This is a genomic window from Caldifermentibacillus hisashii, from assembly GCF_039654145.1.
GTDB lineage: Bacteria > Bacillota > Bacilli > Bacillales > Caldibacillaceae > Caldifermentibacillus > Caldifermentibacillus hisashii.
On record NZ_CP155467.1, the window covers coordinates 3,268,119 to 3,287,342 of the forward strand.

The window sequence follows — 19,224 nt, forward strand, 5'->3', positions numbered from 1 at the left end:
TACGCGATGATTAAGTCAACATACTGACTTAGCATTTTTTTATCCTTCACTTTATAATATAGGTAAATTATACCATCATTTAGGAATATTTTTAATATTAATCAACAAAAAATTCACTTTATATCTATTATAGACCTTATAAAAAACCACCCTACTATGATGAAAGTTTAGGGTGGTTTTGTTTTAATTATCTATTCTTTCTAAATTTTATCAATCTCCCTTTTTCTTTATTTTCCCCCGCCCACAAACGGCCACCAGTTGGCTTTGCCGAAGATTTTGACAACGACCGGAATAAATAGCGGCAGCATGACCACTGAGTATAGGACGAGGCCGGAAATGACGACTGTTGCGATTTGTAACAAAGATAAGACACCACTTGGAAGCATCGCTGCAAATGTACCGCCCAAGATGATGACTGCCGAAATGATGACAGAGCCCATTGAGCCCATGGCAAGGATCATTGCTTTATCAACCGGTTCACCGCGATATTCATTGAATCGGCCCATTAAGAAAATGCTGTAGTCGACGCCAAGAGCCATTAAAATAACAAATGAGAAGAATGGGACGGCCCAAGTTAATCCTTCATAACCGAGCAAATTAACAAAAATCGCTTCGGTTATACCCATCGTTGTAAAATAAGTAAGCAGTAAGGACGCTACAATATAGATCGGCATAATTAATGATCTGAATAGGATAACTAGTACGATGAAAATACCGACCAACATAAATACAACCGTTCTGGAAAAGTCTTGATCTGACATGGTTCCCAGATCATGATTCATGCTCGTTACACCGGCGACTTTTACTTTCGCATTTTCTAACTTTGTATCTTTCACAGCACGTTCGACTGCAGCTTCCAGTTCTCCTACTTGATTGATTGCTTCTGTTGAATACGGGTTTTCACTGAAAATAACATCTATCTTGGCAATTTTTCTATCAGGTGATAAATACGTATCCAGTACTTGGGCGAATTGTTTATCTTCTAAAATTTCGTCCGGAATAAATATACCTGTGTCTTCTTTACTTTTGGCTAACTCTGATAAAAATCCCTCTGCTTCTGTAAATCCGTCATGAATTTGTGTAAGTCCGTTAACACTTTGACCGAGACCGTCAGTCAATTGACCGAACTGACCGCCAAGTTGGGAAAATCCATCCAACAATTGTTGTTGACCCGAATTTACTTCACCGAGGCCAGAACTTACAGCCGGTAACTTTTTGATAATAGTGCCTTGACCATCAGCGGCTGAATCAAGTCCTTTTTCTAAAGCGTCAATTCCGTCAATCACGCTTTGCAATCCATTGATTAGTTGCTCTTGCCCGTTATTAAGTTTAGCAAAATTCGTATTCGCTGTTTTCAAACCTTCTGTAATAGCACCGAGACCTGTATTTAACTCAGTAATCCCGTTTGCCATCGCAGGGAGATTTTGTTGTAAAGCGGTATAATACACTTTTATCCCATTAAAACTTTCGACTGCATTCTTTTTCAACTGATCACTTTCCGGTCGGCTGTTCAAATAGTATTCAAGAAAATCAAACGCTTGTTGGAGGTTTGAAAGTTTGCTATTAAGCTCTACTAAACCATTTTCAATTTTTTTATAGTTTGTTTGTATCGTAGATAAATTGGTTTGGACTTCACTGTAACCTTGGGCAAGCTGTTTATATCCGGCCAACATTTGCTCAGCATTTTTCTTAATCTCTTCAAGTCCCGCTTTTGCCTCTCCGGCACCGGTTGAACCTTGGCGAATACCGGCTTCAATTTGCTGAAGACCTGTTTGCAATTGACCTATACCTGTCTGTAATTCTTTCGTACCGGAAACTAAGGCACTAATCCCGTCTTTTGCTTCGGTAATTTGTGGTGATGATGCGGCGAGTTTGGAATTTGCTTCATCCAACCCGTCACGAATCTGTTTAATTCCATCATTCCCTTCATTAATCCCATCTTTTAATTTCTCAGCTTGGCTGGCCACAGATAGATCATCCAATTTTTCGCCGGTCGGACGGGTAAGGGAACGCACGGTGTCGACACCATCTACCTTTTCCAACTCACCGCTAATATTTTCTATGATGGACATATATTCGGTTTGATCCATTTCTTCATCATTTTTAATAACAACTGTCGTCGGCATAGCCTGACCCGGGCCAAAACGATCTTTAATAATATCGAATCCCTTTACCGATGAATAACCTTCACCGATTTCATCCATTGAGTTGTAGGATAAACCGCCATCGTACGTAACAATAAAAGGAATCGTAATAACGGCAACGATTAATAAAGATACAAGCGGTCTGGCAAAAGAAATCCGTCCGGCAAATGCCCAAAGCCGGCTTGATTTATATTCCAAGCTTCCTTTCAACGGCCAGAACAGTTTTTTCCCAAGAACAGCCATAAAAAATGGAACAATCGTGAATAAGGCGCCTAAAAGTACGACAATCCCAACGGCTACCGCTGCTGCCGATTGATAGAGCTTGAACTGAGAGAATCCGATAACCGCAAAACCGATTAAAACTGCAATTCCACTAAATAAAACCGTTTTTCCGGCATGGCGATAAGTTTCTACAATTGCATCCGTTAAATTTTCCCGGGCGGATAACTCTTCTTTAAAACGACTCAACAGCAATATTGAATAGTCGGTTCCGATACCGAACAGGACCGCCACAAGAAAAATTTGGGTAAAATTTGATAACGGGAAGTTCAAAAATTCCACTAAAAAAGCAACAATTGATTGTGAAGCCAAATAGCTAATCCCTACCGTAAGTAACGGAATAAATGGTGTCACAATCGAACGGAAAACCGCAATGAGGACGATTAAAATGAATACAACAGTAATCGTCTCTGTTTTTTTCAACCCGGCTTCTGAGGTGAGAATGACATCTTCATTAACAAATAGATTTCCGGTATAATAGTGTTCCAATTTAATATTATCAATTGCGTTGTACAAATCATCACTTAATTCATGTGCCGTCCGATCCTTCAATTCGACGGACAAAGAAACGAGAATCGCTTTACCATCTTTTGAGACTAGTTGATCTTTTAATTCTTCCTGATTAAAATGAGTTAATATATTTGTAATCCCCAGTTGCTCTTTTTTGTCTTCAAGTTGTTTGACAGCTTTCTTCACTTGTTCAATATCTTTTTCCGTCAGACCATCTTTATTGTGAAAAACGAGAGCAACCGATGTTGTATTTTCGGCACCCTTTTGTTTATTAATTTCATCTAAAATTTGCTGTGCCTCTTTTGAGGAATAGCCGTCCGGAACATCGAGCTGTCCTTTTTCTCGAACAAGATCCGCCATGTTTGGAGCGGTGAAAAACAATATGACGACAGCAACAATCCAAGCTACAACAATCAGCCATTTTGCTTTAATAATTCCTTTCATTTATTGGTCCTCCATCATTATAGGATTCGTTTTTTTCGTGTAAAATCTAGTGATGGCTCTTGCCACTTGTCAGGCTCGCCTCACTATTATAGGATTCATTTTTTTTCGTATGAAATGTAGTGGTAGTCCGCGACACTTGTCGGGTCTGCCTCCACCATTAATGATTCGTTTTCCCAACCTATTTAGAAATTTTTCTTTGGCTATTAAAGTTTCATAGAATCTATTGCGTTTCCTTTAAAATTTCCGCAAGTTTTCCGTACATTTTTAAGAAGCTCTCAATTTCTTGCTGATTAAACTTTGTTATAATGGATTCAACTAGTTTAAATATTTTCGCTTCCGTTTGTTCATACAAAATTTCCCCCTGATCCGTAAGCGTTAAGTAAATGACCCTGCGATCATCCACATCTTGTGTACGTTTGATTAGGTTTTTTTCGACAAGCCGGTTGATAATAGCAGTAATGGCACTTTTTTGTACAGAGAAGGCAGCGGCCAATTCTGTTGGTGTACACCTTTTTTGCCGATAAATATAGCGCAAGAGATAATGCTGATCATTGGTCAGAACTTCCCCAATCTCATCTCTTATTAAAGCTTCACCCCGTTTCCAGACTTCATGTGTAAGTTGTATATAACGTTCAACAATTTCATGAATGGATAAGTTTTCCATTAACATCAAATCCTTTTTATTATATTAGTTAATATGGTGAACTATTCACTATGTGAACTATCTCTTCATATTTTATCAGTAAGTTTTCTGCTGTTCAAGCAAGCATTTATTGGAAAAAAGAAATTCATAGTTGCGCTTATACTTAATTTTTAAAATTCCACACTACATCGAATTTGCTTTTTTGCTGGAAATTTATACATTCTTAACGTAAAAAAAGACACCCCCACAGAAATGGATGGTGTCGATTTTAATACTACAGGAAATTATACGGAAGAAAATGATTCTCAGCAATTTTATAATTTCACCCGTTGCAATCGTAATGCATTCAACACAACCGATACCGAACTGAAGGCCATGGCTGCACCGGCCAACCATGGTGCTAGAAAGCCCATCGCGGCAATCGGAATACCAATTGTATTATAGGCAAATGCCCAGAAAAGATTTTGTTTGATGTTTGTAATTGTTTTTTTACTCATAAAAATAGCGTCGGCAATACTGTTTAAGTCGCCACGTATAAGGGTAATATCGGCGGCTTCCATGGCAACATCCGTTCCTGTCCCGATGGCCATACCGATATCGGCAGTGGCAAGAGCAGGAGCATCATTGATCCCATCACCAACCATGCCGACAATTTTGCCTTGTTGTTGCAGTTTTTTCACTTCCTCCGCTTTACCTTCAGGGAGTACTTCTGCAATGACACGATCGACATCGACTTGCTCACCGATCGTTTTGGCCGTCCGTTCATTGTCGCCGGTAATCATAATAACCTCGATGGCCATTTCTTTCAACCGTTTGATTGCTGCTTTTGAGGTGTCTTTTACTGTATCACTAACAGCAACGATACCGGCAAGTTTCCCATCGATTGCTGCAAGCATGGCTGTTTTTCCATTTTCCTCCAATTGCTGCATTGTTTTGGAGGCCACGGTAAAATCAATATGATATTGGTCAAGTAATTTCCTTGTACCAATAAGAATTTCCTTCCCATCAGCAACTGCTTTGATTCCAAATCCCGGAATTGCTTCAAATTGTTCGGTTTTGCCAAGCGCTATTCCCTTTTCCTGGATGCCACTAACAATTGCTTCGGCCAAAGGGTGTTCAGAATTTTTTTCCGCTGTACCGACCAGCCGGAGAAACTCCTCATTTTGCCAACCATTTTCCACAATCACATCGGTTAATACAGGTGTTCCGTTTGTAATTGTTCCGGTTTTATCCAAAATAACGGTAGTGATGTTGTGCGTCCGTTCCAAATGTTCGCCACCTTTAAATAAAATCCCGTATTCAGCGGCGCGACCGGATCCGGCCATAATCGATGTCGGTGTCGCAAGTCCGAGGGCACATGGACAGGCGATAACGAGTACGGCAATTAGTTTTTCTAATGCTACAGCAAATTCACCCGGGGCAACGATAAAATACCAAACGAGAAATGTAATCAGCGCAATCCCAACAACAATCGGAACAAAAATACCGGATATTTTATCAGCTAACCGTTGAATAGGCGCTTTCGAACCTTGAGCTTGTTCAACCACTTTAATAATTTGCGCAAGAGCCGTATCTTTACCAACCTTGGTTGCTTCAATACGGAGGGAGCCATTTCGGTTAATGGTTGCGCCGATTACTGTATCACCAGCCTTTTTATCAACCGGAACACTTTCTCCGGTAAGCATTGACTCATCAATAGCTGACTCCCCGCTAATAATGATACCATCTACCGGTATTTTTTCTCCCGGTTTTACTTGAAGGTGATCACCAACAACAACTTCTTCCAGTGGGATGATTGTCTCCACCCCATCCCGGATGACCGTAGCTGTTTTTGCTTGGAGACCCATTAATTTTTTGATTGCTTCGGATGATCGCCCCTTTGCTTTTGCTTCAAAATATTTTCCCAGCAAAATTAAGGTAATTAGGACAGCACTTGTTTCAAAATATAAACCTTCTATATGGTGATGAGCACCGAGAGACCGAAGAACCAAGTACAAACTGTAAAAATATGCGGCCGAGGTACCCATTGCCACGAGTACATCCATATTGGCACTGCCGTTACGTAACGCTTTATATGCGCCAACATAAAATTGTTTTCCAATAATAAATTGGACCGGAGTAGCAAGGGCAAGTTGGAACCATGGATTCATAAAAATATCCGGTACATACATCCAAGACGTAAACGAGAAATGGGCAAACATCGTCCATAGGAGCGGCAATGAGAGGATCGCGGATATAATGAATTTCCATTTTTGTCTCTGGATTGCTTGTTCCCGGTAATCGACGTCTGCTTTCTCTTCGACACGTTTTTCAATGGCTCCGTAGCCCAGCTTTTCCACTTTTTCAATCATGTTATTTGGTGACACGACGGACGGATTATATTCGACGGTGGCAGTTTCTAGGGCAAGATTGACAGTAGCCGCTGCGACGCCATCCATTTTATTTAAGCCTTTTTCAATCCGGTTGGCACAAGCCGCACAGGTCATTCCGGTAATCGTAAATTCAGCTTTTTCACTGACCACATCATAGCCGAGATCTCTAATTTTTTTCTCGAAGTCTTGGAGATTTGTTTTTGTTGGGTCAAACTTGATACTGGCTGTTTCCATTGCCAGGTTTACATTTGCCTGCTCGACCCCTTCGATTTTATTTAATCCCTTTTCAATCCGGTTGGCACATGCTGCACAGGTCATGCCAAGGATTTGCAGGTTTGTTTCTTTTGTTGTAGTCATATGTTTTGCACCTCCTCCATACCTATATGGGGTATGTTTTTTCGAAAAGACTACCTATTAAAAGATTATTGGCATTTGTTTTAAATAAAGTAATTGGTGACTCGCCAATGATGTCTTATCGGAATTCAGACTTCAAATCCCCGGTACGGCACAAGTTTGACAAGCCAGCCTCAGAACAATAGCAACAAGATTTTCTAAAAATAGCTCTGATAACTTTTCTCTTGTATAAACGATTTATTTTCTCAGATCTATCGCAACAAAGTTTTTGAAAAATATTTTTAACAAATTTACTCCCGGATGAACATCAGGTTGATAGTAACAAAATTTTCTTTGACAAAATTACTCTTGTATGAACAATTTATTTTCTCAAATCAATCGCAACAAAGTTTACGAAAATGGTTTTCAAAAAGATCCCGTGCCCCTCGAAAGAACACGGGTTGTGCAAATCTTAAACGACATCGTATCCTTGATCATCAATGGTTTCTTTAATCGTATCAAGGGTCACAACTTCAGGATTGTAGTCAACATCCACTTTCCCTTCTTCTAAATTTACAACAACGCGGTCAACACCATTTAATGCGCCGACACTGCCTTCTACCGCTTTTACACAATGCCCACAAGACATGCCATGAACAGTTAATGTCACGTGTTCCATGAATATACATCTCCTTTTTTTCTAATAAACTCAACTTTCGCACCTAAAAAATAAGCATTAATCATTGGTTTTATTGAAACCAGAGTTTATCAAATATATTCGTTGACAAATTTAAATAATCATGAAAAAACACCTCGTTCTTTGGTATAGTGTAATTGATGAAAAACACTACCATACAGAAGAGGTGTCCCCTATATGATAAACCAAAATAGCCAATTTAATCAACTACCAAAAGAACTTGACTCTGTTTTTTCTGAGCTTGAAATAAATAAGCATCTACGCCAAGCAGGAATTAAAAAATCGTTTGGCTTTAGCTGTTCTTACTTATTTCAACTTATTTTTTGTTTGATTTTTCAACATAGAAATTGGTTTTCCCTACTGGATTCAAAGAAAGCAGATCAATTTCCAGCTAAGGACGCTGTTTATCGTTTTTTAAACCAAGCAACGTTCAACTGGCGCCGCTTTTTATTACTATTGAGCACTTTTACCATTCGAAAAGTGGCAAGTCTTACGAATCGAACACGACCAAAAGTGTTCATTATTGATGATTCTTCCTATGATCGAAATCGCAGTAAAAAGGTCGAATTGCTCGCTCGTTGTTTTGATCATGCTTCACTTAAAATGCGCTTTTATAAAGGTTTTCGTATGCTTACTTTGGGTTGGTCAGATGGCCATACATTTATGCCAATTGACTTTTCTTTAGTCAGTTCGAGAAAGTCACAAATCAATGGTATTTCTGATCACATTGATAAACGCACATGTGGCTATAAACGTAGACAAAATGCACTTCAAACAGAGCCTGAACAGATTCCTGATATGATTAAGCGTGCATTAACGAGTGGAATCGAAGCCAGCTATGTTCTTATGGATTCTTGGTTTACCTTGCCACCACTTGTTAAAGCGATTGTCGATCAAGGATTAGATGTCATAGGGATGGTTAAAGAAACAAAACAACGCTATAACGTAAACGATAAAATGGTTTCACTAAAGCAACTTTATCGCTTAGCTGTACCTGTTCCATCCGGGAAAGGAGTTCTTCGTTCAATTCATACAACAATGGCTAACGGGACACCCGTTAAAGTGGTATTCATTCAAAATAGAAATAAGAAAAGTGAGTGGCTTGCCATCCTTAGTACCGATTGCACGCTCTCCGAACAAGAAATTGTGCGAATCTACGGAATGCGCTGGGATATCGAGGTTTTCTTTAAGACAACCAAATCCCTTTTAAAACTTGAAAAAGAGTTCCAAAGTCGTTCATATGATGCGCTTATTGCCCATACAACGATTGTATTTACACGTTTTATTGTACTCTCTTGGCAGAATCGTTGTCATACGGATGAACGAACAATTGGTGGTCTGTTTTATGAACTATGTGATGAAGTAAATGAACTTGATTGGGCTGTCGCATTGCAGCAGTTAATCGAGCTTCTTCAAGATGTAATAAAACAGACCAACAAGAAAATCAAAAAATTAATTCAAAGTCAACTAGAACAGTGGATATCCAACCTTCCTAGCTATATCAAGGCTTATTTGCCAATTTCAGTCTGCGAAAGTTGAGTAATAAAAGAATATAATGATTTGTTACCATTAAAGCTGCGAACTACTTTTTCATCACCCGTTGAATCGTCGTTAAAAATTCATCAAGTACATCCATATCACCCTCTTGGATACGTTCGACGACACAATTTTTCAAGTGACCTTCGAGAAGGATTTTGGATACACCGTTTAACGCTGACTGGATTGCTGCAATCTGAGTGAGGACATCATCACAATATGTGTCCTTTTCAATTAACCCTTTAACACCGCGAATTTGCCCTTCAATCCGATTTAGCCGGGTTACCAAGTTTTTCTTCGTCTGTTCGGAATGGTGACTTTTCCGTTCACTTGTCGAGGTGCAGCATTCAACTTCTGCACAGCTTTCCAGTTCAGGTTGTTTCACTTCTTCCATTTGGAGTATACCCCCTTCCTGATGTTTTTATTATACTATACCCCCCTACTGTATGTAAAGTTTTTTGATTGGTGTGTTTGCTGAGCATATATATGATGGAGTGTCTTCTTTTTTCTCCAGATATACTTCACTAATAAATTGAACCTTGCTTGTGTCTTATCTTTTTTTTATCGTATTATGCTTCACAAACCCTGCGTAGTATTATAAAAATTCAATTCATACCGCGCCTATACCAGCACACGGTATAAATTGAATTTCACCCTAAACCAATTTTTCCGACAAGCGGATAAACTCTTCAGTGTCTTTCGCTGCCAGTTGAATACCGGCTTCCCAAAATTGAGGTTTCGTTAAATCAACACCGAGATGTTTCATTGCTAATTCTTCCACTTTCATCGTGCCGGTGTCTCGCAACAAGGCAATATATTTTTCCTCGAACCCGGTCGGATTATTCAGGAATTCTGCATAAATACCTAAACTGAACAAGTAGCCGAAAGTGTACGGAAAGTTGTAAAACGGTACATCATCGATAAAGAAATGCAATTTGCTGCACCAAAAATGCGGATGATACCCGGCCAAACAATCACAATAAGCTTCTTTTTGCGCTTCCACCATCAACTCATTTAAGCGTTGTTCGGAGACAATTCCTTTCGTCCGTTCTTGATAAAAGTTATTTTCAAAAATAAACCGGGCATGGATATTCATAAACATAGCGACGGCATTGCCAAGTTTATCATTTAGTAGCGAAATTTTTTCCGCATCTGTTTTTGCATTAGCGACTGTTGCATTCCCAATAATCGTTTCCGCAAACGTGCTGGCCGTTTCAGCAACGTTCATGGCATAATTCCGATTTAATCTCGGCAAATCCCGCATAACATGACTATGAAATGCATGGCCTAATTCATGGGCAAGCGTACTGGCATCGCTCATTGAACCGGTAAATGTCATAAAAATCCGGGACTCTTCAAATTCCGGTAAATCTGTACAATACCCGCCCGGCCGTTTATTCGGGCGATCTTCTGCCTCCACCCAACGATTTTCCAGGGCATGTTTTGCAAAGTCTGCCAATTTTGGTCCGAAGCTGGCAAAGTGTTCAATGACAAAATCACAAGCTTCATCATATGTAAAACGAGTCGCTTTACTGTCACCCACCGTAACCGGAGCATCGACATCTTGCCATCCTAATTTCTCCATGTTAAGCAGTTTTGCCTTTTGCTTTAAAAAGTCGATGAATGGTTGTTTATTATTAGCAACTGCTGTCCACATCGCATCCAATGTATCTTTTGTCATCCGATTATATTCCAGCGGTTCTTCTAAATAGTCTTTGCGGTTATGGAAATTTTGCAAAGTAATTCGGAACCCGTCTAAATGATTTATCGTGTCAGTAAAGATTGGTGCGAATTTTTCCCAAGCTGCTTCCCAATTCGTAAACAATTGTTTTCGAACTTCCGGATCCGGATCAGCATACATTCGATTCATCGCTTGACCGACAGAAAGTTCCACCGTTTTTCCGTCTTTATCAGTAAACGGAATCGTCATCATGGAAACCACAGTATCATACAGTCTGCTCCATGCCGTCAGCCCGTCTTTGTTTAATTCCGTAATAATTTTTTCTTCCGCCTCAGATAAAAGCCGCTTTCCTTTATCACGAATTTCATTTAGGGCAAAGGCAACCTTTTTTAACTCATCATCTTGTAAAAATGTGTTCCAATCTTGATCCGAAATGGCCACCAACTTTTTCGTAAAAGCTGTATTTATATTTTCCAACTTACTGACTAAATCTAAAATCTGACCCATAACGACATTTGCATATTCATCATTCATGAATGCATCATGCCACATTTGCACAAATGTTGCCGATTGGGAAAGCCCTTTTTCAATGGTTTCCTGTTTTTCTAAAATCCTTTTAAATGGTTCAGCTGATTGGTTTTCTGAAAAATTCCATTGCTTAATCAGTTGCTCCCACTCGTTTATTTGCTGATCAATTTTTTGCAATTTTTCTTGCAGTTCAGGTGATTTCGTTCCACCTGGGATAATCGCATCTAAATCCCATGTGTCTACATATTTCATCTCTTTCACTCCTTTCGATATTTCCATTTTAATGCTTTTTCGTCGGAATGGAAACAATTGGATTTGTTTTGTGAAAAATTTGTTCAAATCATCCTCGAGTCTGATTCTTAAACATTCCTCTGTACCATGCCGTTTTTGGCGATACTGATCATCAACTTGATCCGATTAATTTGGTTCACCTTACTAATGCTTGCATCAAAGTCGATAGCAATCAGGTTCGCATACGGGTAGAATTGTTTGATAGCATTAAACATTCCGCGCGCAATAACATGGTTCGGCAAACAGCCAAACGGTTGGACGCAGACAACATTGTCTACACCGGCATCCATCAATTCAGCTATTTCTCCGGTTAACAACCACCCTTCACCCATTTGATTGCCCAAATTGATGAACCGTGATGCTTTTTCTGCCACTTCATCGATTGTTAACGGTGCTTCAAACCGATTACTTTCCAACAAGGCTTGTCGAACCGGTTCACGAAATACCTCGATTAACCGGATGCCAATATTGGCTAACCTAGATTTTATTTTTCCCGACTTTGACAGTAAAAACTCCTTGAAAACATTGTCAGATCAACATTTTCAAGGAGTTAATTATTTTTTGAATGTAGATATGCATAAGACTTTTACATAAGGCTTTTTTAAATTATTGTACAAATAGTTTTATAAAAAGATTAAAGCATATATACATAGTAAAAACGATAATACAGGTTGGAAACATTATTAAATCAATGTTTTCAGCCTTTTATTTTTTTGTAATTGGCAAAGTCGGGGAAAAATCAAGAAAAATGGGGCAAACACCACATTAATGGTTGACCACTTATTTGATTAATCATTTTTTATCGCTACCGGCACTTCAATTGGTAAAAGACCGGCTTCAATTTTTCCTCGTAAGTGCTTGAATTGAGGTGGTAATTTTAGTTCTTCTCCTAAGTGATCACAAGGTTCATCTATTAAAAACCCGGGAACATCGGTGGCAATTTCAAATAAAATTTCTCCCGGTTCCCGAAAATAAACCGAATGGAAATAATGTCTGTCCTTCACATCGGTTACTTGATAACCATCGCTTTCTATTAGCTTTTTCCATTGGGTTTGGTCCATTTGTTCATCCGCACGCCACGCAATATGATGTACCGTCCCAACACCTATTCGTCCTTGTGGTACCGGATCTTTCTTAATGTCAATGATATTTCCTAGATCATCCAGTGAACGGAAGCGGATATAATCATCATCTTCACCTACAAAATCAAGCCCGAGCACCTTATATATCATTTCTGAAGTTCGTTCCGGATCGGTGGACAATAATAAGGCACCACCAAATCCTTTAATTGCTACTTCAGAAGTGATTCCGTCAACACTCCATTCATTTCGTTTTCCTTCGTTTCGCTCCACCAATTCCAAATGTAACCCATGCGGATCAACAAATTGCAAATACTGTTCACCAAAGCGAGCGGATTTTTTATACGGAATAAAGAATTCCTTTAAACGGTTTTCCCAGAAACGCATTGCTCCAAAAGGAATAACATAAGATGTAACCCCAACTTGGCCTCCTCCGATTCTTCCTTTATATTTTGCATTTGGCCATGGGAAGAACGTGATAATGGTTCCCGGAGTTCCCTTTTCATCGCCAAAATAGAAATGATAAGTTCCCGGATCATCAAAGTTTACCGTTCTTTTTACCAGGCGTAACCCTAACACCCGTGTATAAAAATCAATATTTTCTTGGGGATGGCCAACAATTGCTGATATATGATGGATACCCTTTGTTTTTTTCAAATTAATCTTTCTCCTTATAATTCAATGAAGTTAGGATAATTGCATGTAATAGTCAAAGGATGTAACAATGAAAACTATCTTTAAATCGTGACAATTATATTATCCTATTTCCCTTATGTCAAACATTGCAATCAAAGTCTTTCAATTTTATGAATTACACGACCCATTTTCCATTGATTTTTGGCGACGAGAACCTTTTCTCGTCGGCATTTTTGCGGGCGAAACTCCATTTTTTGACGACGAGAACCTTTCTCGTCGCCATTTTCAGCCGGAAAACTTCTTTTTTGGGTGACGAAGCCCAATCTCGTCACCGTTTTGAGCCGAAAAACTCCATTTTTTGACGACGAGAACCTTTCTCGCCACCATTTTGAGCCGGAAAACCCCATTTTTTGACGACGAGACCTTTTCTCGTCACCATTTTGAGCCGGAAAACTCCTTTTTTGGGTGACGAAGCCCATTCTCGTCGCCATTTTGAGCCGGGAAACCCCATTTTTTGACGACGAGACCTTTTCTCGTCGCCATTTTGAGCCGGAAAACTCTCTTTTTTGGCGACGAAGCCCATTCTCGTCGTCACTTTTGGGTGAGAAACTCCTTTTTTGGGCGACGAGACCTTTTCTCGTCGCCATTTTCAGCCGAAAAACCCTATTTTTTGGCGACGAAGCCCATTCTCGTCACCATTTTGAGCCGGAAAACCCCATTTTTTGACGACGAGAACCTTTCTCGTCACCATTTTGAGCCGGGAAACCCCATTTTTTGACGACGAGACCTTTTCTCGTCGCCATTTTGAGCCGGAAAACTCTCTTTTTTGGCGACGAAGCCCATTCTCGTCGTCACTTTTGGGTGAGAAACTCCTTTTTTGGGCGACGAGACCTTTTCTCGTCGCCATTTTCAGCCGAAAAACCCTATTTTTTGGCGACGAAGCCCATTCTCGTCACCATTTTGAGCCGGAAAACCCCATTTTTTGACGACGAGAACCTTTCTCGTCACCATTTTGAGCCGAGAAACTTCACTTTTTGGCGACGAGATTCATTCTCGTCGCCATTTTGAGGCGGGAAACTCCTTTTTTGGGTGACAAAACACCACTCACCCCGTCTTTGGGATGCGAAACTCAAGTTTTTAATTATTCTTTCACTCTCATCAGTCGTAAACCATTTAGTGCCACCAAAAGAGTTGCCCCCATATCTGATAGAATTGCAATCCATAGCGTTAACCAGCCGGGAATGACCAATAATAAGGCAATTAATTTAATACCTATTGCAAAGATTATATTTGCTTTAATAATATTTAACGATTTTCGGCTTAGTCTTACCGTAAATGGAAGCTTACTTAAATCGTCTCCCATAAGAGCAACATCTGCCGTTTCCAGTGCTGTATCCGTTCCAGCTCCCCCCATCGCAATTCCGACAGTTGCAGCCGCTAAAGCAGGAGCATCATTGATACCATCACCAACCATAGCAACGTTTCCATACGCAGATCTTAACTGCTTAATAACAGCTAATTTATCTTGCGGCATCAATTCTGCTTGAGTTTCCGAAACACCTAAATACCGACCAATTGCGTTTGCAGTGCCTTTGTTATCACCTGTCAGCATAACCGTCTTTTTAATTCCAAGTTGATGCAGTTTTTGAATGGTATTTTTACTAGATTCACGTACTTCATCAGCTACCGCAATTAAGGCAAGTATTCCTTTTTCTGTACCAAAAATCATCACTGTTTTCCCTTCGTTTTGAAGATTGGTTATTCTATCTTCTAAGCTGTTATCAAAATTCGCATTTGGTACTTCCTTAAAAAGCTTTAGGTTACCTACATAATAAGTTGTTCCTTCTACAGTACCCTTAATCCCTTTACCTGTAATTGTGGTGAAATCCTTCACGATTACATTAGAATAAGTAACATTCATTTCTTCTGCTTTTCGAAAAATGGCAGAAGCAAGCGGATGCTGGGAACGATATTCTAACCCAGTAATGATGGATAACAGCTTATTTTCATTGATTTGATCGTTCAGCACATAAAAATCAGTAACTACTGGAACACCCTTTGTTAATGTACCTGTTTTATCAAATGCAATGGCCTTTACAGTACCCATTTGTTCTAAGTAAATACCACCTTTAATAAGAACACCTTTTTTCGCAGCATTTCCGATTGCTGAAACGATTGAAATTGGCGTAGATATAACCAATGCACAAGGGCAGCCAACAACTAAAACTGATAATCCTTGATAAACCCATGTTCCCCAATCTCCATCAAAAAACAAAGGAGGTATGATCGCAACTAATCCGGCAATGACCATTATAATGGGCGTGTAATATTTAGCGAATGTGTCAACAAAGGCTTGTGCCGGAGCGCGTTCACCTTGTGCTTCCTCAACAAGATGAATAATTTTTGAAATCGTTGCATCCTCTACAAGTTTCGTAATTTTTACTTCAAGTAATCCTTCTCCATTAATCGTTCCTGCAAATACTTCATCATCAACGGTTTTAGAAACCGGTACGGACTCTCCTGAAATTGCTGCTTGGTTTACTGAAGAAGTACCGCTAATGACAATTCCATCCATCGCGATTTTTTGACCGGGCTTAACAATCATTATATCTCCAACCAAAATATGATCCACAGAGACCGTCATTTCTTGTCCATTTCGCCTAATAAGTGCTTCTTTTGGGGCAATATCCATTAATGATCGAATGGATTGTCTGGCTTTATCCATTGAATATCGCTCCATGGCTTCACTTATGGCAAAAAGAATAACAACAATCGACGCTTCTGCCCATTCTCCTATAAAAGCAGCACCAATAATAGCAACCGTCATCAATGTTCTCATATCAAAATCAAGTTTGAACAAATTTTGAAAACCTGTTTTAAAAAGTGAATGCCCTCCGATGACAATCGATGCGATAAATAGCACTGAAGTAATTAGGTTTTCTTCCCCATTGACAAACTGAGAAAGATATCCAAAAACAATTAGCAATGAAGCATATAAAAGTGTACTGTGTTTTTGATAGAATGGAATTTTCGCCTCTTTCGTCACCTCTTTATCTATTTGATTCACTGTTGACGATGGCGCTTCTGACTTGTCCGGAAATACTTTAAGATTTTCAAAGGCACCTGCCTTTTCCAATTCCTCCACTGTTGTTTCACCGTAAACAGTAATTTTCGAGGTGCCAAAATTCACTTTTGCATCCTGTACTCCCGGTAGCTTCTTAACATTTTTCTCAAACTTTCCGGCACAATTTGCACAGGAAAATCCCTCAACCCGATAAACATTTTTATTTTCAGAAATAGTTGCTTCACTCAATTTCCCTAACCTCTTTCTGATGAGCAAATGCTAAATGGATTAAATTCTTCACATGTTCATCATCTATAGAATAAAATACTAACTTCCCCTCTTTACGATATTTCGCTATACCTAAATTCTTTAATAGCCTTAAATGATGAGAAGCTGTGGCAATTGTAGAACCAGTAATATTGGCTACATCACACACACATAATTCATCCTCAACTGACAAAGCATAAGCAATCTTAATTCTTGTATCGTCAGACAATGCCTTGAAAATTTTAGCAACATCTGTAGAATTTTGTTCAGCTAAGCTCGTTTTCACCCTGTTTACTTTTTCCTCATTTATACACGTTATTTCACAAATATCATTATTCATATTTTTTCTCCCCTGTCATTCAAATGATGATTTGACTATTATATTAATTATTATATGCTCTCATATTCAAACGGTCAAACAATCATTTGAATATATATTTCTATTGATTATTTTTTGATACATATAAAACTTCTAACTGTAGTGGTATCGAACAAAATTTACGATTAATTCCTTTCCTACCACATATTTTTCACCTTAATCACCTTTTTCAGCAAAACGCTTAATCCGCTCCCCAATTTCGTCCCGTACCCGCTGAAATACTGCCCATTTTTCTTCATCTGTCCCTTCCGCTTTTGCCGGGTCATCAAAGCCCCAATGCTCTCTTTTTACATGTGGTGGCGTAACCGGACATTTATCCCGAGCATCCCCGCAAAGAGTCACAACTAAGTCTGCATGATTTAAAATCTCAGCATCAATAATTTCCGATGCTTGATTAGAAATATCAATTCCGACTTCTTTCATTGCTTTCACTGCATTTGGATTTAATCCATGTGCTTCAATTCCTGCACTATAAACATTCCACTCTTTACCTAGATATTTTTTTGCCCACCCCTCTGCCATTTGGCTGCGGCAGGAATTACCAGTACACAAAAAATAGATTGTTTTTTTAGACAAACCAGTTCATCTCCTTTTTTATTAAATTTGTTAATTTTAAGCATTTTTATTCTCTACAGATAAGAAGGTTAGTAGTCAAAATTTAGCAGCCTAGTGTCAACGGTTCAGTTTCCTTACCTGAGCGGTACCCGGACCCAACTAGCAACAGTAGAATCCCTGAATTCACCAGTAACACCCCGTAATCAACAGTAAAAAAAGAATATTCAACAGCACTCGGATATGAATTCAACAATAAAATTGGAATATTCACCAGTAACACCCCGTAATCAACAGTAAAAAAAGGGAAATTCAACAGTACTCGGACATGAATTCAACAGTAAAATTGAAAAATTCAACAATAACCCCTGCGAATTCACCAGTAGACTACGAGAAATCAACAGTCCCCCCATTAATTCCACTGCGCAACACCAGAAGAAGCTTCGATAGATTAAGAAAGGAATGACAATTTTTTAAATGCCATTCCTCCAGATAAATATTTTGTTCCTTTTACCTGTCATTCCGAGTCATTATGGTCAGATTCCGCCCAATCAACCTACGTCTTGTTCCCACTTATTTTCATTGCCAAATGTAATAATGCCCAGTTCGTGGTGTTCTCCCTCGTATAATGCCCTGGAGACAAAGCGGTTTTCCCCATTATCATCTATTACTTCCAGCCGGCAAAACGCCCGGTTCTTCTGTAACGCTTCATAATATTGTTGCTCATTTTGAACAGGAATCCCGTTTACCGTCTTGATTACTTCACCGATCTTCAACTTCATTTTTTCAGCTGCCGTCCCCGGAATAATATCCAAAATCACAATTCCGGAATGGTTTTTCGAAAAATAGTAAGTCTGCCCGCTATCCTGATAATAATGAACCATTGAAATCAGCAGGCGGCCGATTAAGGCAATGCCCATCGCCACAATTACTGCCGGTTCAAACCAAAATCCTGCCGCTCCAATCAGGGTAACTAAAACTCCCAACCAAATCACTTGCTTTCCCTGCCCTTTAATTCCCAGACTCGGATGAACACTGCGAATTTGGCTACCAAACCCGATCCAGTACGGGATAAACAGGAAAGTAAAAGTCGACTGACCAATAGGAACAACCGGCCAAAAGTCAAACGGTACGGAAAGTGCATCAGCAGGGATTAAAAATAACAGCGGAACCATCCATAATCGTTTTGACTCATGGACACCCATGTTCATTCCCCTTTTGCTGCGTATCAATTTCGGCGATGTGTGTTGACTGGCATTTTTGAATACGAGCAACCCTTCCGCCAGTAATAACAACCCCGTTAAAAAGGCTGCCCCCGGAATGATTGCTGTATCCATTTGTGCAAAGAGGTTTTGAAAAATAGGAACTTCAATTTGATACATAGTAATAAGCATGATTAAGAAAAAGCCGGTCCCCATCGTATATGCCGGGGAAAGCAAACCCGGTTTTAAGATGATGGAAAATAAAATCGTAACAGCTGATACGGTCAAAACAAATGCCAGCGGGATGATATTCCCAATTAGTAAAGTAATGATGGAAAAAATAAGCCCGCAAATAAGTCCTTTCCCAAAATACATACGCGTCTCAAACCAACCATCTTGGATACGTATATGAAAATTCCTTCGTTCTCGTTTTACCCGCATATAGCCAAGATAAACAGCATAAAGGATTCCAAGATAAAGTAACGGGTCTAAGAAGAATTTTCCAATCCCTTTTCCAATTTCAAGCAACCACTCCAAGCCCGACACCCCCCGAGATTTTTATTTTAAATCGATCGGATCATTTAATA

At 39.3% G+C, this 19,224-nt stretch carries 16 protein-coding genes; 1 reads left to right on the forward strand and 15 read right to left on the reverse strand.

From position 1 onward, the window contains the following. Positions 1–227: 227 nt before the first annotated feature. The 4 genes from NSQ14_RS15895 to copZ all read right to left on the reverse strand — a co-directional run bounded on the left by NSQ14_RS15895 (position 228) and on the right by copZ (position 7,404). Positions 228–3,377: an MMPL family transporter gene (locus NSQ14_RS15895; RefSeq protein ID WP_346216576.1), complete on the reverse strand. Its 3,150-nt coding sequence runs from the start codon at positions 3,375–3,377 to the stop codon at positions 228–230. 220 nt (positions 3,378–3,597) lie between these two features. Continuing rightward, a complete protein-coding gene (locus NSQ14_RS15900; RefSeq protein ID WP_034772525.1) occupies positions 3,598–4,041 on the reverse strand; it encodes a MarR family winged helix-turn-helix transcriptional regulator in 444 nt (147 codons plus the stop codon). A gap of 293 nt (positions 4,042–4,334) precedes the next feature. Then, entirely contained in the window at positions 4,335–6,749 is a 2,415-nt protein-coding gene (locus NSQ14_RS15905; RefSeq protein WP_346216577.1) for a heavy metal translocating P-type ATPase, read from the reverse strand. Positions 6,750–7,197: 448 nt separating this feature from the next. Beyond that, positions 7,198–7,404: a copper chaperone CopZ gene (gene copZ / locus NSQ14_RS15910; RefSeq protein WP_034772531.1), complete on the reverse strand. Its 207-nt coding sequence runs from the start codon at positions 7,402–7,404 to the stop codon at positions 7,198–7,200. A 195-nt stretch (positions 7,405–7,599) separates the two neighbouring features. Between copZ and NSQ14_RS15915 the strand changes: the two genes are divergently transcribed. Then, on the forward strand, positions 7,600–8,961 hold the full coding sequence (locus NSQ14_RS15915) for an IS4 family transposase (protein ID WP_251246122.1): 1,362 nt from the start codon (positions 7,600–7,602) through the stop codon (positions 8,959–8,961). A 43-nt stretch (positions 8,962–9,004) separates the two neighbouring features. Here the strand turns inward: NSQ14_RS15915 and NSQ14_RS15920 are convergent, their stop codons facing one another. The 11 genes from NSQ14_RS15920 to NSQ14_RS15970 all read right to left on the reverse strand — a co-directional run bounded on the left by NSQ14_RS15920 (position 9,005) and on the right by NSQ14_RS15970 (position 19,174). Further along, positions 9,005–9,352: a metal-sensitive transcriptional regulator gene (locus NSQ14_RS15920; RefSeq protein WP_034772533.1), complete on the reverse strand. Its 348-nt coding sequence runs from the start codon at positions 9,350–9,352 to the stop codon at positions 9,005–9,007. 261 nt (positions 9,353–9,613) lie between these two features. After that, entirely contained in the window at positions 9,614–11,419 is a 1,806-nt protein-coding gene (locus NSQ14_RS15925; RefSeq protein WP_346216578.1) for a M3 family oligoendopeptidase, read from the reverse strand. A gap of 107 nt (positions 11,420–11,526) precedes the next feature. After that, positions 11,527–11,874 carry a hypothetical protein gene (locus NSQ14_RS15930; protein WP_034772538.1) on the reverse strand — a complete coding sequence of 116 codons (348 nt, stop codon included), beginning with the start codon at positions 11,872–11,874 and terminating at the stop codon, positions 11,527–11,529. A 372-nt stretch (positions 11,875–12,246) separates the two neighbouring features. Further along, positions 12,247–13,194 (reverse strand): ring-cleaving dioxygenase, encoded by a 948-nt coding sequence (locus tag NSQ14_RS15935; RefSeq protein ID WP_041845081.1) that lies wholly within the window; start codon positions 13,192–13,194, stop codon positions 12,247–12,249. Between the two features lie 131 nt (positions 13,195–13,325). Next, on the reverse strand, positions 13,326–13,820 hold the full coding sequence (locus tag NSQ14_RS15940) for a hypothetical protein (protein WP_346216579.1): 495 nt from the start codon (positions 13,818–13,820) through the stop codon (positions 13,326–13,328). Between the two features lie 2 nt (positions 13,821–13,822). Further along, entirely contained in the window at positions 13,823–14,080 is a 258-nt protein-coding gene (locus NSQ14_RS15945; protein WP_346216580.1) for a hypothetical protein, read from the reverse strand. 234 nt (positions 14,081–14,314) lie between these two features. Continuing rightward, on the reverse strand, positions 14,315–16,486 hold the full coding sequence (locus NSQ14_RS15950) for a heavy metal translocating P-type ATPase (RefSeq protein WP_340499291.1): 2,172 nt from the start codon (positions 16,484–16,486) through the stop codon (positions 14,315–14,317). Beyond that, a complete protein-coding gene (locus tag NSQ14_RS15955; protein WP_034772547.1) occupies positions 16,479–16,844 on the reverse strand; it encodes an ArsR/SmtB family transcription factor in 366 nt (121 codons plus the stop codon). The genes NSQ14_RS15950 and NSQ14_RS15955 overlap by 8 nt, the downstream gene beginning before the upstream one ends. A 195-nt stretch (positions 16,845–17,039) precedes the next feature. Beyond that, positions 17,040–17,459 (reverse strand): arsenate reductase (thioredoxin), encoded by a 420-nt coding sequence (gene arsC, locus NSQ14_RS15960; RefSeq protein WP_034772549.1) that lies wholly within the window; start codon positions 17,457–17,459, stop codon positions 17,040–17,042. An 82-nt stretch (positions 17,460–17,541) separates the two neighbouring features. After that, entirely contained in the window at positions 17,542–17,709 is a 168-nt protein-coding gene (locus tag NSQ14_RS15965; RefSeq protein WP_156103256.1) for a hypothetical protein, read from the reverse strand. A gap of 277 nt (positions 17,710–17,986) precedes the next feature. Next, positions 17,987–19,174, reverse strand: coding sequence for a PDZ domain-containing protein (locus NSQ14_RS15970; protein ID WP_346216581.1), 1,188 nt, complete (start codon positions 19,172–19,174; stop codon positions 17,987–17,989). Positions 19,175–19,224: the final 50 nt, after the last annotated feature.